The sequence below is a fragment of the Streptomyces sp. NRRL S-118 genome (assembly GCF_000716335.1).
Lineage (GTDB): Bacteria > Actinomycetota > Actinomycetes > Streptomycetales > Streptomycetaceae > Streptomyces.
Window position 1 is genome coordinate 133,364 of sequence record NZ_KL591011.1, and the last position, 13,754, is coordinate 147,117.

The 13,754-nt window shown below is 73.2% G+C and carries 16 protein-coding genes; 6 read left to right on the top strand and 10 right to left on the bottom strand.

The annotated features are described in order from the left end of the window. Window positions 1-3 precede the first annotated feature (3 nt). Window positions 4-1,197, bottom strand: coding sequence for a hypothetical protein (locus tag IH00_RS0120295; protein WP_031075571.1), 1,194 nt, complete (start codon window positions 1,195-1,197; stop codon window positions 4-6). Beyond that, complete coding sequence (locus IH00_RS0120300) at window positions 1,194-1,841, bottom strand: RNA polymerase sigma factor (protein ID WP_031075573.1); 648 nt, start codon at window positions 1,839-1,841, stop codon at window positions 1,194-1,196. Before IH00_RS0120300 ends, IH00_RS0120295 begins: the two co-directional genes overlap by 4 nt. Before the next feature lie 203 nt (window positions 1,842-2,044). Between IH00_RS0120300 and IH00_RS0120305 the strand changes: the two genes are divergently transcribed. From IH00_RS0120305 to IH00_RS0120315, 3 genes are all read left to right on the top strand, one after another. After that, entirely contained in the window at window positions 2,045-2,422 is a 378-nt protein-coding gene (locus tag IH00_RS0120305) for an antibiotic biosynthesis monooxygenase family protein (RefSeq protein ID WP_031075575.1), read from the top strand. Window positions 2,423-2,557: 135 nt separating this feature from the next. Then, window positions 2,558-3,094, top strand: a complete 537-nt coding sequence (locus IH00_RS0120310; protein WP_031075576.1) for a VOC family protein — start codon at window positions 2,558-2,560, stop codon at window positions 3,092-3,094. Continuing rightward, on the top strand, window positions 3,087-3,890 hold the full coding sequence (locus IH00_RS0120315; RefSeq protein ID WP_031075579.1) for a MerR family transcriptional regulator: 804 nt from the start codon (window positions 3,087-3,089) through the stop codon (window positions 3,888-3,890). Before IH00_RS0120310 ends, IH00_RS0120315 begins: the two co-directional genes overlap by 8 nt. A 148-nt stretch (window positions 3,891-4,038) precedes the next feature. Here the strand turns inward: IH00_RS0120315 and IH00_RS0120320 are convergent, their stop codons facing one another. Beyond that, window positions 4,039-4,413 carry a GntR family transcriptional regulator gene (locus tag IH00_RS0120320; protein ID WP_031075583.1) on the bottom strand — a complete coding sequence of 125 codons (375 nt, stop codon included), beginning with the start codon at window positions 4,411-4,413 and terminating at the stop codon, window positions 4,039-4,041. A gap of 72 nt (window positions 4,414-4,485) precedes the next feature. Here IH00_RS0120320 and IH00_RS0120325 point away from each other — a divergent pair, with 72 nt between their 5' ends. After that, entirely contained in the window at window positions 4,486-5,409 is a 924-nt protein-coding gene (locus IH00_RS0120325; protein ID WP_031075584.1) for a GNAT family N-acetyltransferase, read from the top strand. After that, window positions 5,390-5,890: a ribonuclease FAU-1 family protein gene (locus IH00_RS0120330; protein ID WP_031075586.1), complete on the top strand. Its 501-nt coding sequence runs from the start codon at window positions 5,390-5,392 to the stop codon at window positions 5,888-5,890. Before IH00_RS0120325 ends, IH00_RS0120330 begins: the two co-directional genes overlap by 20 nt. Here IH00_RS0120330 and IH00_RS0120335 read toward each other — a convergent pair. From IH00_RS0120335 to IH00_RS0120350, 4 genes are read right to left on the bottom strand one after another with little or no spacing between them, the layout of a single operon-like run. Continuing rightward, window positions 5,869-6,318: a GNAT family N-acetyltransferase gene (locus tag IH00_RS0120335; protein ID WP_031075588.1), complete on the bottom strand. Its 450-nt coding sequence runs from the start codon at window positions 6,316-6,318 to the stop codon at window positions 5,869-5,871. The genes IH00_RS0120330 and IH00_RS0120335 overlap by 22 nt on opposite strands. After that, window positions 6,315-7,811, bottom strand: coding sequence for a tripartite tricarboxylate transporter permease (locus IH00_RS0120340; protein ID WP_031075589.1), 1,497 nt, complete (start codon window positions 7,809-7,811; stop codon window positions 6,315-6,317). The genes IH00_RS0120335 and IH00_RS0120340 overlap by 4 nt, the downstream gene beginning before the upstream one ends. After that, the gene (locus IH00_RS0120345; RefSeq protein WP_031075591.1) at window positions 7,811-8,329 is read right to left on the bottom strand and encodes a tripartite tricarboxylate transporter TctB family protein; all 519 of its coding nucleotides are present in this window, start codon (window positions 8,327-8,329) and stop codon (window positions 7,811-7,813) included. The genes IH00_RS0120340 and IH00_RS0120345 overlap by 1 nt, the downstream gene beginning before the upstream one ends. Then, window positions 8,326-9,309 (bottom strand): Bug family tripartite tricarboxylate transporter substrate binding protein, encoded by a 984-nt coding sequence (locus tag IH00_RS0120350; RefSeq protein WP_031075592.1) that lies wholly within the window; start codon window positions 9,307-9,309, stop codon window positions 8,326-8,328. The genes IH00_RS0120345 and IH00_RS0120350 overlap by 4 nt, the downstream gene beginning before the upstream one ends. Before the next feature lie 124 nt (window positions 9,310-9,433). On the opposite strand from IH00_RS0120350, the gene IH00_RS0120355 reads away from it, so the two are divergent. Then, window positions 9,434-10,102, top strand: a complete 669-nt coding sequence (locus IH00_RS0120355) for a response regulator (RefSeq protein ID WP_031075594.1) — start codon at window positions 9,434-9,436, stop codon at window positions 10,100-10,102. A gap of 9 nt (window positions 10,103-10,111) precedes the next feature. Here the strand turns inward: IH00_RS0120355 and IH00_RS42005 are convergent, their stop codons facing one another. Genes IH00_RS42005 through IH00_RS0120370 form a run of 3 tightly spaced genes read right to left on the bottom strand, consistent with a single transcriptional unit; the run spans window position 10,112 to window position 13,244 of the window. Further along, the gene (locus tag IH00_RS42005) at window positions 10,112-10,483 is read right to left on the bottom strand and encodes an STAS domain-containing protein (RefSeq protein ID WP_031075596.1); all 372 of its coding nucleotides are present in this window, start codon (window positions 10,481-10,483) and stop codon (window positions 10,112-10,114) included. A 23-nt stretch (window positions 10,484-10,506) separates the two neighbouring features. Beyond that, window positions 10,507-11,628 carry a cobalamin B12-binding domain-containing protein gene (locus tag IH00_RS0120365; protein WP_078887860.1) on the bottom strand — a complete coding sequence of 374 codons (1,122 nt, stop codon included), beginning with the start codon at window positions 11,626-11,628 and terminating at the stop codon, window positions 10,507-10,509. Then, window positions 11,625-13,244, bottom strand: a complete 1,620-nt coding sequence (locus tag IH00_RS0120370; RefSeq protein ID WP_078887861.1) for a PP2C family protein-serine/threonine phosphatase — start codon at window positions 13,242-13,244, stop codon at window positions 11,625-11,627. Before IH00_RS0120370 ends, IH00_RS0120365 begins: the two co-directional genes overlap by 4 nt. Between the last annotated feature and the right edge of the window lie 510 nt (window positions 13,245-13,754).

Here is a 13,754-nt window from a genome sequence, read left to right on the forward strand (position 1 = left end):
GGCTCAGGGGGCCGTGTGGGACCACTCCGCCGCGCTCACCGTGCGGGAGGCGACCACCGTCCCGGGGCGCAGCGACGCAGGGGTGCCCGGGTCGGAGCGCACGAGCACGGTCTCGGACGCCAGGCCCCTGGACGAGGCGGGGTCGAAGACCAGCCGCTCCTCCACCTGGCCCATGGGCGGCTGGAAGGCCGGCAGGGAGACCGCGGTGCCCTTGCGGCCCGCCTCGTCCTTCACGTGCTCCGTGACCTTCACCTTCGGCAGTCCGGCCAGCAGGCGGAAGGCGGCCGCGCGGGCGCCCGGCTCGGCCGGCAGGTCCAGGACGATGTCCCGGGCGGCGGCGAACAGCCGCCGGTTCAGCGTCCTCTCCTCGAGGAGCCTCCGGGCCTCCTCCGGCGGAAGGCCGCGGAGCTCGTCCAGCGGGCCGATGTCGTAGGCTTTGACGCCCTTGTCGTACCGGGGATGCAGCTTCTTCGACAGCAGTGCCTTCAGCTCCTCCGGCGAGTCGGGCAGCGCACGCACCTCCTCCAGCGGCAGCAGGGCCCTGCCGACGGGGAACATGGCCCCGGCGCCCGGTCCCCGTACGAGTTCCCGGGTGGAGTTCTCGCCCTTGACGACGGTCCGGCCGCCGACCGTGTTGGGGAAGGTGGCGGGTGAACCGGCCTGCTTCCAGGCCGCCGTGTCCGCCGGCGTCAGCCCGCGGCAGCCCTGGCCCTCGACCGAGGTGGTGGTCCGCCCCCGCTTCCCGGCCGCGGTGTCCACCGTCACCGTCACCGTGTCGGTGCAGGTGAAGGCGAAGCGGGTCGGGAGCCCCTTGGCGACGACCACCTGCCGGTCGGTGCCGGTGGTCTGCCAGTAGCGCTTGCCGCCGGGCTGCCGGGCCGCCTGGTCCGCCGCGGCGGCCAGGAGGAAGGTGGGCGAGTCCGTGCGCGGGGGCGCCGCCTCGGGCCGCTGCGCCAGCGGTACCGCCACGGCGAGGGCCGCGGTGGCCGCCGCGCCCGCGAGCAGCGCCCGGCGGACCCGGGGCGCCGGGCGGACGCGGGCGATGTGTTCGTCGGCCCGGTCGGTGCGGGACCGGTGTATCTCGCTCATGAGATGCCTCTCCATCGAAGACCTGCGGTCGTCGGGCAGCACCGGGTCGCCCGGCGGCGGCAGGAGCCGGCGGAGTTCTTCCTCGGGGGTGAGGGCGTCGCGCGTCATCGGTGTGCCTTCCTCAGTGACCGGGCCACCAGGGGGTGGCCATCCCGTACCTGTCCGCGGGCGGCGGGCGGTTCCGTGTTCCGCCGTCCCGATCGTGCGCTCAGCTCTTCCGCGGAGAGCTTGAGCAGACGCTTGCGTGCCCGGGCGAGACGTGAGCGCACCGTGCCCACCGCGACGCCCAGCGCCTCGGCGGCCTCCGCGTAGCTCAGGCCGCTCCAGACGCACAGGGTGAAGACCTCCCGCTCGCCGCGCCGGAGACGGGCGAGGGCGCGCTGCGCCGCGGCGAGTTCGTCGGCGTCGTCGAGGCGCCCGACCAGCTCATCCGCGAAGTCCGGCTGTGCCCGGCCCGCCGGCATACGCCTGAGGGCCGCGTCGTGCCGGCGTGCCGCGCGGGCCGTGTTGCGCAGCACGTTCGTGCAGATGCCGAACAGCCACGGCCGCAGCGGCTCCGCGGATTCGGGCCGGACGCCCTCGCGCAGTCGCCACGCCTCGAGGAAGACGAGGGAGGTCACGTCCTCGGCCGCCGCCCAGTCGCCCAGGACTCGCACGGCGTGCCGGTACACCGTCTGGCTGTGTTCGTCGAACAGGACCCGGAACGCCTCCGGGTCACCGGCCCTGATGCGGGCACGCAAGGAATGATTCACACTCGGTCCTGTCCGCTCCCCCTCCGGGGTTCCGGTGACCCCGCTCACACCTGACGCGCCGACAGGCAGTGGCACCGGACGGACCGGACGCCTTCGGTATCGTCCCCGGTACGGGGACCGCCCGGCCCCCGGCCGACCCGGCCGTACGGCGGTGGTACCGGCCCCGCGCGGCGTCGGCACACCGATCCGACCACGGAGTTCCCATGACCGAGGACAGCCGGCAGGCCGACGCGACGCGCACGCCCGTCACCTTCATCAACATCTTCGAGATAGCCGCCGACCAGGTCGACGCGTTCGTCGCCCGGTGGGAGGAGCGCGCCGCGCTGATGAGCGCCAAGCCCGGGTTCCTCGACTCCCGGCTGCACCGGGCGCGTTCGTCGGAGACCCGGTACCAGCTCGTCAACGTGTCGCACTGGGAGAGCCAGGAGGCGTGGGAAGCCGCGACCGCGGACGCCGGGTTCCAGGAGCGCACCCGCGCCGCGGCCGAGGACCCGCGCACGCCCGTCACGTCCAGTCCGGGCATCTACGACGTCGCCGTCGAGTTCTCCGCGGTGACGGCCGAGGCGCGGCGCTCCGGCTGAGCGCCCGCGTGCCGGGCCGTCCGGGCGGGACACGGCCGGCGTCGTACCGGCCACCACGTCGTCGCGCCGGCGCGGTGGAGCGAGATGCACTTCCGGCTTGACCCTCACGTTGCGTGAGGCTGGAAGGTGGGGTGCATGAGCGATCACTACAACGCGTTCGAGATGAGTCCCGTGCCCGCCCCCGGCCCGGACGCGGTTCCGCCGGAGCCGTTCCGCGGCATCTACGGAATGCCCGCGTTCGCGACGATCCCGACGACCGATCTGGCGGAGTCGGTGGACTTCTGGACTCGCGGGCTGGGGTTCTTCGAGCTGTTCAGCATCCCCGGCAGGCTGGTGCACCTGCGCCGGTGGGCGTTCCAGGACGTACTCCTCGTCTCGGCGGCGGACGTCCCGGAGCGGGCGCCGGCGATCAGCCTCGGTTTCGCGTGCGTGCTCAGCCAGGTCGATTCCCTCGTCGAGGCCTGTCGTGCAGTGCGCCCGGACTCGGTCGACGGTCCACGGGACACCCCCTGGACCACCCGTGACGTGGAGGTGATCACCCCCGAGAACGCACGGATCGTCTTCACTGCGGCGAAGCCCTTCGATCCGGACAGTCAGGAGGCGCGGAACCTTGAAGCCATGGGCATCATCCATCCGGACGTCGCTCGCGGCGACAATGAGGAGCATGCCTGACGCCTCTGACGCCGATGGCCTGACCGTCGGTCAGGTCTCGGCGCGCCTGGACGTGACAGTCCGCGCGCTGCACCACTGGGACGAGATCGGTCTGGCGCGGCCGTCGCTGCGCACGGCTGCCGGGTACCGGCTCTACACCGCCGGTGACCTGGAACGCCTGCACCGCATCGTCGTCTACCGTGAGGTCGGTCTCGGCCTGGACAGGATCCGGGCCGTCCTGGACGACTCGACCGCGGACGTACCCGGCGCGTTGCGCGCGCAGCGCTCCCAGGTTGCGGAACGGATCGACCGCCTCCAGCGGCTCAGCGCCGGACTGGACCGGATGATCGACGCGCACGAGCGCGGCCTGCTGCTGACCGTCGAGCAGCAGGCCGCGATCTTCGGCCCCCGGTGGGACCCGGACTGGACCGCCCAGGCCCGTCAGCGCTACGGAGACACGACGCAATGGCGGCAGTACGCCGAGCGGTCGGCGTCCCGTGGTCCGGAGGAGTGGCAGGCCGTCGCCGACGCGATGGCCGGCCTCGAACGCGCCCTCGGGGATGCGCTGGACGCCGGCGTCACACCCGGGAGTCCGGAAGCGGATCACCTCGTCGAGCGGCACCGCGAGGTGTTCGCTTCGTACTTCCCCCTCACCCGGCAGATGCAGGTCTGTCTCGGCCGCATGTTCGTGGAGGATCCGGGATTCGCCGCCCACTACGACAGCATCCGCCCTGGTCTCGCCGTGTGGTTCCGCCGCATCATCGACGCCAGTGCGCGCGCCCACGGCATCGACCCCGACACCGCGACCTGGCGGTAGAGCAGCACGGTCGCGCGCACCGGACCGCCCCGCGCGTCGCGATGGCGTCCGGTGCCGTGCATCGCACGGCGGAGCAGCGGTGACCCACCACAGCGCCGCGAGGTGCGGCACCGGGCGTCGCGAACCCGGCATGACCGGCGGGACACCCCTAGTCGCCGTACGCCGCGCGCAGCGCGTCCGTCACCGCCGCGAGCGCGTCGGCGTGGGTGAGGCCCAGGCGGTGGGCCTCCGCTGCGTACGCGGCGGCCGCCGAAGCGGCCTGGCGGGCCGCGGCGTCGGCCGCCGGGGCGATGAACGTGCCGCCCCGGCCGCGGGTCTCGATCACGCCGTCGGCCTCCAGCACCCGGTACGCCTTGGCGACCGTGTTCGCGGCGAGGCCCAGCTCCTCCGCCAGGCCCCGGACCGTCGGCAGCTTGTAGCCGACCGGCAGCCGCCCGGAGCGGGCCTGCTCCGAGATCTGGGCGCGCAGCTGTTCGTACGGGGCGGTGGAGGAGCCCGCGTCGATGGAGATCTTCAGGGTCACGGGCCCGATTCTCCCCCACCGTGCGGAAATTGGGAGGCGACGGGGCGGGGGGCCCGCGTAGCGTGCGGCACCATGACAGTGATCGTGCGTGATTTCCGGCCGCAGGACGCCGAGGCCGTGACCCGGTCCCGGCGTGTGACCGTGCCCTTCATGGCGGCGACGCCCCGCTCCGTCCTCTTCGACGTCGAGACGGCGAACCCCGCCAAGAAGTTCCGTCTGCTCGTCGCCGAGAAGGACGGTGAGATCATCGGTACGGCCTACGTCGGCATCGCGTACGACAGCAGCGAGCCCGGGCAGGCGTACGCGACCCCGCAGGTCCACCCCGACCACCGGGGCGAAGGCGCGGGCGGCCTGCTGCTGCGCACCGCCGAGGAGCATCTGGCGGCCGAGGGCGCCACGACGGTCTACGCCTGGGTGCTGGACGAACCGCGGAACCTGGAGTTCGCCGCGAAGCGCGGCTACCGCCCCACCCGCAAGGCGCACTTCCAGCACCTGGACCTGGCCGGCGCCGCCCTCCCCGAGCTCCCCGGCACGCTCCCGCCGGGCGTCGGACTGCGCACCGCCGCCGACTACATGGCGGACCCGCGGCCGATGTTCGAGGCCGACGCGGAGGCCACCTCGGACGAACCGAGCGACATCGGTACGGACTTCGACGACTACGAGGACTGGCTGGGCCACACCTGGAACAACCCGCTGCTGGACCACGGGCTGTCCAGCGTCGTGACCGTCGACGGCGAGGTGGCGGCCTTCACCGCCGCCTACACGGACGGCGAGACCACGTACGTCTCGGGCATGACGGGCACGCTGCGCGACCACCGCGGCCGGGGTCTGGCGAAGCTCGCCAAGACCGATTCGCTGCGCCGCGCCCGCGCCGCCGGGTACACCGACGCGTACACCAGCAACGACGGCGCCAACGAGCCGATGCTGGCGATCAACAAGTGGTTCGGTTACGAGATCTGCGCCACCGAGGTACGGCATGCCCGCAGGCTCGGTTGACGTCCGCCTGGTGAAGGCCGGGCGGACGAAGATCCGCTACCCGGCGGCGGTGGTCGCGGACGACGGCACCCGGCTGACCGTCCGTGCGCCGTGGGCGGCCGAGGGGGTGCGGGACTTCGGCTTCGTGCGGTTCGAGCCGGGTGACGTCTTCGTCGAGCACTACTGGCGGGACCGGTGGTACGCGGTGAAGGAGGTCCGGGCGGCGGACGGCTCCCTGAAGGGCTGGTACTGCGACATCACCCGGCCCGCCGTGGTCGACGCCGACGCCGGTGAGGTGGTCGTCGAGGACCTGGACCTGGACCTGTGGGTGTCGGCGGACGGCGCCGAGGTGCTGCGCCTGGACCAGGACGAGTTCGCGGCGAGCGGCCTGGCGGAGCGGGACCCCGCCGCGGCGGACGCCGCCCGGGAGGCGCTGGACGCGTTGGAGGCCCTGGCCCGGCAGGGCCGCCTGCCGGGCGGTCAGGAGACCGGCTTGCGGTAGTGGACGCGGTCGTAGGCGCCGTCCTTGCGGCGCTCGACGACCTCGTAGCCGTACCGCTCGTACATCGCCCGGTTCTCCCACATCAGGGCGTTGGTCAGCAGCCGCACCTCGGGCAGTCCCAGCCGCCGGGCGCGCGATTCCACGAAGGCGAGCAGGCGCCGGCCCAGGCCGGTGCCCTGGGCGTCGGGGTGGACGGCGATGTTGTCCAGGTACAGGTGGTCGGCCTCGGTCCTGACGACCACGAGGCCGACCACCGGGTCCCCGGTGACGAACACCTTTCCCGCGGCCACGTCCGCCGCGTGGTCGGCCTCCATCGGGGCCGGTACGAGGCCGATCCGCTCGATGTAGTGGTGGTAGGCCGCGTCGGTCACTGCCTTCACGGCCGGGACGTCGGCGGCGGTCGCGGGACGGGGTTCGGGATCGCTCATGCCGGCACGTTACGACGGCGGACGAGCACCTTCCTCAGCAGGGGCCAGGCCAGCAGCAGCACGATCACGGCGTACACGGTCACCGAGAACGGCGTGTCGACCAGGCCGGTGACGCTGCCGTCGCTGATCTGCAGCGCCCGGCGCAGCTGCTGCTCGGCGGCCGGGCCGAGGATCACGCCGATGACGGCCGGCAGCACCGGCAGGCCGTAGCGCCGCATCCCGAACCCGATGAGCCCGATGACCAGCAGGATGACCAGGTCGAGCGCTTCTCCGCCGACCGCGTACGCACCGGTCGCCGCGAAGAACAGGATCCCCGCGTACAGGTACGGGCGCGGCACGCGCAGCAGCTTGGCCCACACGGGTGCCAGTGGCAGGTTCAGCGCGAGCAGCAGCACCATGCCGACGAAGAGCGAGGCGATCAGGCCCCACACGAGCTCGGGTTCCCGTTCGAACAGCAGCGGTCCGGGCTGGATGCCGTACTGCTGGAAGGCGGCGAGCATCACGGCGGCGACCGCCGTCGTGGGCAGGCCGAGGGTGAGCATCGACACGAGGGTGCCGGCCGCCGAGGCGGAGGCGGCCGACTCGGGTCCGGCGACGCCTTCGATGGCGCCGCGGCCGAACTCGTCCTTGTGCCGCGACAGCCGCTTCTCGGTGACGTACGACAGGAAGGTGGGGATCTCCGCGCCGCCGGCGGGGATCGCGCCGAGCGGGAACCCGATCAGCGGGCCGCGCAGCCACGGCTTCCAGGTGCGCCCGACGTCCTCCCTGGCCAGCCACGGCCGGCCGACGGGGATCGCGTCGCCGCCGGTGCGCCGCAGGTGGGCGGCGACCCACAGCGCCTCGCCGATCGCGAAGAGGCCGACCGCGACGATGACGACGTCGATGCCGTCGGCGAGCTGGAGCGAGCCGAAGGTGAGCCGCTGCTGGCCGGTCATCCCGTCGAGCCCGACCAGACCGAGGGTGAGGCCGATGAGCAGTGAGGCGAGGCCCCGGATGCGGGAGGAGCCCAGCACCGACGTCACGGCGATGAACGCGAGCACCATGAGGGCGAAGTAGTCGGGCGCGCCGATGCCGACGGCCAGTTCGGCGACGGCCGGGGCGAGCGCGACGAGCAGGACGGTGCCGATCAGGCCGCCGGCGAAGTGTCCGCCGGCCGCCGCGGCGAGCGCCTGGGCGCCGCGGCCCGCCTTCGCCATCGGGTTGCCTTCGATGGCGGCGACGACGGCGGCGCTCTCGCCGGGGGTGTTGAGCAGGATGGAGGTGGTGGAGCCGCCGAACATCGCGCCGTAGTAGATGCCCGCGAACATGATGAACGCGCCGGTCGGTTCGAGCCCGTACGTGACCGGGAGCAGCAGGGCGACCGCCATGGCGGGGCCGATGCCGGGCAGGACGCCGATGGCCGTGCCCAGCAGCACCCCGAGAGCGGCCCACAGCAGGTTCATGGGGGTCAGGGCGGTGCCGAACCCGTCGAGGAGTGAGGAGAAGGCATCCATCAGAGCACTCCCATCAGCGGGCCGCCGGGGAGCGGGACGCCGAGCAGGTTGTTGAAGACGACGTAGGTGGCGAGGGAGAGGGCGGCCGCGATCAGCGGGTCCCGGCCGGGGTGGCGGCTGCCGAGCGCGTACGCGGACCCCCAGAAGAGCAGCGCGCCCGAGACCGGGAAGCCGAGCGGTCCGATGAGGACGGCGGTGGCCAGGAACACCCCGGCGAGCAGCAGGACCGTGCGCCGGTCGGCGGGCTCGGACAGGTCGATGTCCTCGCCGCCCTCGGCTTCGCCGCGTCCGCCGCGCAGGATGTCGACGGCGAGGAGGACGGCGACGACGAGGAGGCCCGTGCCGACGACGAGGGGGACGGTCGTGGGGCCGACGGGGCCGCGCTGGGTGAGGTCCACGTCCATCGTGAGCGCGTCCGTCAGGACGAGGACGCCGATGGCCAGGAGCAAAAGGCTGACGCCGAGTTCGGAGTGGTCGCGCAGCCAGGAGCGGCGGCCTCCGGTGACGGGTGCGTTCACAGTCCCAGCTCCTTCAGGACGGAGCCGACGCGCTCGTCCTGTGCGTCGAGGAAGGCGCCGAAGGCGTCCCCGGCGAGGAAGGCGTCGCTCCAGCCGTTCTTCTTCAGCGATGCCTGCCACTGCTCGGAGCCGTGCAGTGCGGTGACGAGGCCGATGAGCTTGTCGCGCTCGGCGGCGGACAGACCCGGCGGGGCGACGATGCCGCGCCAGTTGGTGAACTCGGTGTCGAGGCCGGCTTCGCGCAGGGTGGGCGCGTCCAGACCGGGGACGCGCTTCGGTCCGGTGACGGCCAGCAGGCGCAGCTCGCCGGCCTCGATCTGATCGAGGTACTCGCCGACGCCGGAGACGCCGAAGGCGACCTTGTTGCCGAGGATGGAGGCGAGCAGTTCGCCGCCGCCGTCGAAGGGGATGTAGTTCACCGACCGGGGGGCGATCCCGGCGGCCTGCGCCATCAGCATGGGTGCGAGGTGGTCGGGCCCGCCGGGCGAGGAGCCGCCGCCGACGGGCAGCCGGGCGGGGTTCTTCCGCCAGGCGGCGAGCAGGTCCTGAATGGTCCGGTACGGGGAGTCCTTGGCGACGACGACGATGTCCTGCTCCTCGGTGAGCCGGGCGATCGGCGTGGTGTCGGCGAGGGTGGCGGGTGTCTTGTTGGTGTGGACCGCTCCGACGACGCCGAGCCCCATGGACATGGCGAGCCGGCCGTTGCCGTGTTCGCCGACGAGCCGGGTCAGGCCGACGGTGCCGCCGGCACCGGGCAGGTTGAAGACCTCGATGCCGTGGGTGAGGCCGGCGTCCTCGGCGTCCTTGGCCGCGGTGCGTGCCGTGATGTCGTAGCCGCCACCGGGGGTGTTGGGCACCATGAAGCGGAGGCCGGGGATCCGCGTGCCGGTGTCGGAGCCGCTGCCGGGGGTGAGCAGGGGCGGCCCGGCGAGCAGCAGCAGCGCCGCTCCGAGCGGGGCGAGGAGGGTGCGCAATCGCACGGGTCTGCCTTTCGTACGGGCGATCTGTGAGGTGGCCCACATGTTGCCCGTGCGTTAAGAAGCTGTCTCCCTTCCGCAATCAACGGACGTTGTGGTCGTTGTGGTCGCGACCTAGCGTGTCGCCGTGACGAAGGTGCTGGTGGTGGACGACGACTTCATGGTCGCGAAGCTGCACAGCCGCTATGTGTCCGCGGTGGACGGTTTCACGGTCGTCGGGGTGGCGCACAGCGGCGCCGAGGCGCTGCGCGCGGCCGGTGCCCTGCATCCCGATCTGCTCCTGCTGGACATCTATCTGCCCGACATGGACGGGATCGGTGTGCTGCGGTCCTTGCGCGCGGCGGGGCACGGCGTCGACGCGCTGTTCATCACGGCCGCCCGGGACGCGGGCACGATCCGCTCGGCGCTGCGCGCCGGGGCCCTGCACTACCTGATCAAGCCGTTCAGCCAGGCGGCGCTGCGGGAGCAGCTGCTGCACGTGGCGTCCTTGCGCTCGCGCCTGGACGGGCTGGACGAGGCGCGGCAGGAGGACGTCGACCAGATCTTCGGCACCCGGCCGCCGGGCTCGCGCGAGCTGCCGAAGGGCCTGGCGGCGCACACCGCGGAACTGGTGGACCGCATCCTGCGGGACCACCCCTCGGGCCTGTCGGCCACGGAGTGCGCCCGGGCCGGCTCCCTCTCGCGCGTGAGCGCCCGGCGGTACCTGGAGTACTTCGCGGAGACGGGCCGCGCGGAGGTCACGCTCCGCTACGGCGGCACGGGCCGCCCGGAGCGGCGCTACCGCAGGGTGGGCTGAGCCGGGCGGTCAGTTGTTCCGGTTCTCGTTCGCCGGTTCGCTCTGCTGAGGAGTGGTCAGGTACTCGTAGGTGCCGGTGAGGTCCAGCAGGCGTTGCAGTGCCGGGCCGATGTTGTCCAGGTGGAACCCGATGCCGTCCTGCCCGGCGGAGCGGTGGATCTGCAGCAGTGTCGACAGCCCCGTGGAGTCGACCGTTCCGAGCTTCCGGCAGTCCAGGCGCAGGTCGTCGACGTCCGCGCGGTCGCGCAATGCCAGGTGGACCTGGTCGAGCAGGTCACCGCTGGTGTCGTAGTCCAGGTCGCCGGTGAGGGCCAGGCGCACGGTGTGCGGGCCTGCGGGCGTCGGGGGCGCGACGCCGTCCGCGTCGGAGGGGGTGGTCACGTGTTCGTCCAGCGTCTCGGGGGTCAGGGGGATGGAGCCAGCGCGGCGCGTCCGGCGTCGATGAGCTGGCGGGCGCGCGGGAAGTCGCGCAGTTGCTCCTCCAGCAGGTCGAGGCCCGGCACGAGGGACCGGGCGGGCACGCCGCGGGCGGTGAGGACGCCGGCGGTCCAGACGAGGAAGTCGGTGAAGACCTCGGGGGCGTCGACGTACAGGGCGGCGGTCAGGAAGTCGACGATGTGGGCGAGGTCCTCCGCGGTGCGCTCGCGCTGCTCCTCGGTGCAGGCCGTCATGGCGGAGAAGTGCTGCTCCAGGCGCTGGAAGGTGTCGCGCACCAGGCGGGTGGAGGCCCGGGAGACCAGGGTGTACTCCTGGTCGGCCAGGTGCGGCAGGTCGTCGCTCGCCTGATGAGCGGGGCCCGGCCGGGTGAGGGACCCGCCGGCGAGCCGGGTCGCGGCGGCGCGGGCGTCGGGCGCCCAGGCGTCGGCGCCCAGCAGGCGGGCGTACCGGCCGTCGGCGCCGAAGGCCCGGCCGCCGGCCATGACGGGGGTTCCGGTGGCCTGGACGGCGGTGATCGCGTTGTGGGCCAGGGGCAGGCGGGTGGGCAGGGAGCTGGACAGGCAGACCGCGTCCGGTCCGGTGCGGTGGATGTGGCCGATGAGGTGGGCGGTGGGGACCTGCGCGCCGAGGTGGTGGACCTGCCAGCCGCGCAGCCGCAGTGTCTCGGAGAGCAGGCGCGCGGGCAGGGCGTGCCACTCCTGGTCCACGCAGGCGACGGTGATCCGGCCGCGCGGGACGGTGGGTCTGTCCGCCGGCAGGATGGCGATGATGCGGTCGCTGATGGCGGTGGCGACGTGTTCGTCGGCCACGCTCATGCGGTTGGCGGCCCATTCCGTGCCGACTCTGTGCTGGACGGCCCCGATGACGTCCAGCAGCACGGTCTCCGCGTCCAGCCCGGCCGCCAGGGCGTCGGCGACGACGTCGCCGGCCGCGTACGCGTCCGCGGCCCGGACGGCGACCCAGAGTTTGTCCGCCCATTGCCCGGTGTGCTCTGCCTGCTCGGTGTGCTCGTCGTTGCGGGGCGGGACGGGGCGGGCGCCGGCGCCGCGGCCGGGCTCCCCCGCGGTGCCGGGGACGTGGGTGGTCATGCCGTGTACCTGCCCCTGGTTCGCCCGTCCACCGCACTGAGATGGGCACCGCGGGGTGCGGTGATGGCCATGACGGCGATGTCGTCGTGCCGTCCGCCGCCGATCCACTGCGAGGTGAGCATCTGGATGCGCTCGACGACCGCCTGCGCGGGCATGCCGGCGCATTCGGCCGCTGCGCGCTTGAGGCGCTGTTCCCCGAAGAAGGTGTCGCCCAGCGGGCCGCCCCTGGCCTCGGTGACGCCGTCGGTGTACAGGAGGCACGTCTCCCCGGGGGCGAGCCGGACGCGGGAGGTACGGGAGGTGATGGTGGGCATGACCCCGATCAGTGTCCCGCCGGTGTCGGCTTCCTCGACGCTTCCGTCACGGCGGACGATCAGCGGGGCGGGATGCCCGGCGGAGGTCAGCCGGAGCACGACGTCGCGCTCCTCACGGCGCACGGAAGCGAGGACGAGGGTGGCGAAGCGGGTGTGGTGGCTGGTGCGCATGGCGTTGTTCAGCAGGCGCAGCAGTCCGGCGTGGTCGCCGGCCAGGGGCAGCAGGGCGTGCAGCGTGTTGCGGATCTTGCCGGTGAGGACCGCGGCTTCCAGTCCCTTGCCGGCCACGTCCCCCAGTACGGCGAGGGTCTCGGGGAAGCCGTCACCGGGCGGGTGCACGTCGTAGAAGTCACCGCCGACGCGCTCGGTGTTCCCGCTGGGCCGGTATCCGCCCGCGAACTCCACTCCTTCCACCTGCCGCAGGGTGGGCGGCAGGAGTTCCCGCATGAGGATGTCGGAGATCGTGTTCTGCTCCGCGTACAGGCGCGCGGCCGACATCGCCGCGCCGGCCCGGGCGGCGAACAGCCCGGCCAGCGTCTCCTCGGCGTCGGTGAAGGCGGCCTGCTGCGCCCGGCGCAGCAGGATCAGCGCACCTGCCGGTACGCCGTGGCCCGGAAGCGGGGTGATCGCCAGCGAACCGACCGCGCCGAACCCCTCGGGGACAGCCCAGTCGGGAGCGGAGGCGGGGTCCATCCACCGCGACGGCACCGGAGGGAAGCCCCGCAGGGCCTCGGCCAGGCCGGGCATGGCATCGGGCGCCACGGCGACCGCGTCATGGGAGACGGTGCCACGGTGGTCGCAGAGGACCACCGGCAGCTTCCCGGTCGCGGTGGGGGCGATGACCAGCGCGGCATCAGCCAGGTGCTCGGTGGCCAGACAGGCGGTGACCTCCATGCAGCGGTCCAGGTTCAGCGAGGCGAGCAGGGCGGTGGACGCCGCGGTGAGGAACTGCATGCGCCCGCGTTCGGCCTCGAGTTCCTGCACGGCCGACCGGTGGTCGGTCTCCTCCACCAGCCACCACGCCGTGGCGCCGCCCGCCAGGGCGGACGGATGCGCCGAGAAGTAGCGGTGGCCCACCGCACCGGTGACGGGGCGGGGGTGAGCGGCGCTGCCGGCGCCGGCGAGCCAGGCAGGAGACGGCAGCGTCCGGCCGGGGCAGGCGGCGGGCAGAAGGGCGCCGGCCGCACCGTTGAGGTCCACCACGCGTCCGTCCGCGTCCATGACCACCACCGGATACGGGGCGGTGTGGGCGGTCACCGTGGCGAGAACGCCGGTCCGGGAGCCGGCCGGGGAAGAAGTCATGCGACGGGACCCCTACGCGTGGACCCTCACCTCACTCAGCGAAGAACAACGGTTGCCGGAGAGCAACCGTCCCGCAGGCCGGTGACCCCACGCAACCACCCGGGCCCGCTCCCGCCGCGGCGGGACGCCGCGACGACGTGCGCCTGCCCCCGGAACACAGGGGAATCGCCCCCTTCCGACCGCCAGGGAGCAAGCCCAACATTCACACGTCGTCCACATGGCGCACAGCGCCGAGCGACGGCCCACGGGCCCGCGGACCGGCGGTGGTGCCGCGCCGCGCGACGGCCGCCCGGGAAGCGTCTACCTGAGGGGCTTCTTAGCGCTTCCTTAAACGCAGCATAAGGATCACCGCCGGCCGCCCCGGGCTGGCGAATTCGGGCTTCCGGCGGGCTAGTTTGCTGGTCACCGGGGCTGGTCCGGACCGTCGGTGCCGAAGCCGGGGGGCTGCGCCGCCCGTCCTGACTCCGGTCCCGCAACCCCCCACCCTGCACTTCCCGTCGAAGGAGAACG

Coding starts and splice junctions, on each gene's coding strand:
- IH00_RS0120370 (WP_078887861.1), bottom strand. CDS start 13,244: ATGACTTCTTCCCCGGCCGGCTCCCGGACCGGCGTTCTCGCCACGGTG.
- IH00_RS0120340 (WP_031075589.1), bottom strand. CDS start 7,811: ATGGATGCCTTCTCCTCACTCCTCGACGGGTTCGGCACCGCCCTGACC.
- IH00_RS0120325 (WP_031075584.1), top strand. CDS start 4,486: ATGACAGTGATCGTGCGTGATTTCCGGCCGCAGGACGCCGAGGCCGTG.
- IH00_RS0120315 (WP_031075579.1), top strand. CDS start 3,087: ATGCCTGACGCCTCTGACGCCGATGGCCTGACCGTCGGTCAGGTCTCG.
- IH00_RS0120295 (WP_031075571.1), bottom strand. CDS start 1,197: ATGACGCGCGACGCCCTCACCCCCGAGGAAGAACTCCGCCGGCTCCTG.
- IH00_RS0120365 (WP_078887860.1), bottom strand. CDS start 11,628: ATGACCACCCACGTCCCCGGCACCGCGGGGGAGCCCGGCCGCGGCGCC.
- IH00_RS0120330 (WP_031075586.1), top strand. CDS start 5,390: ATGCCCGCAGGCTCGGTTGACGTCCGCCTGGTGAAGGCCGGGCGGACG.
- IH00_RS0120310 (WP_031075576.1), top strand. CDS start 2,558: ATGAGCGATCACTACAACGCGTTCGAGATGAGTCCCGTGCCCGCCCCC.
- IH00_RS0120305 (WP_031075575.1), top strand. CDS start 2,045: ATGACCGAGGACAGCCGGCAGGCCGACGCGACGCGCACGCCCGTCACC.
- IH00_RS0120335 (WP_031075588.1), bottom strand. CDS start 6,318: ATGAGCGATCCCGAACCCCGTCCCGCGACCGCCGCCGACGTCCCGGCC.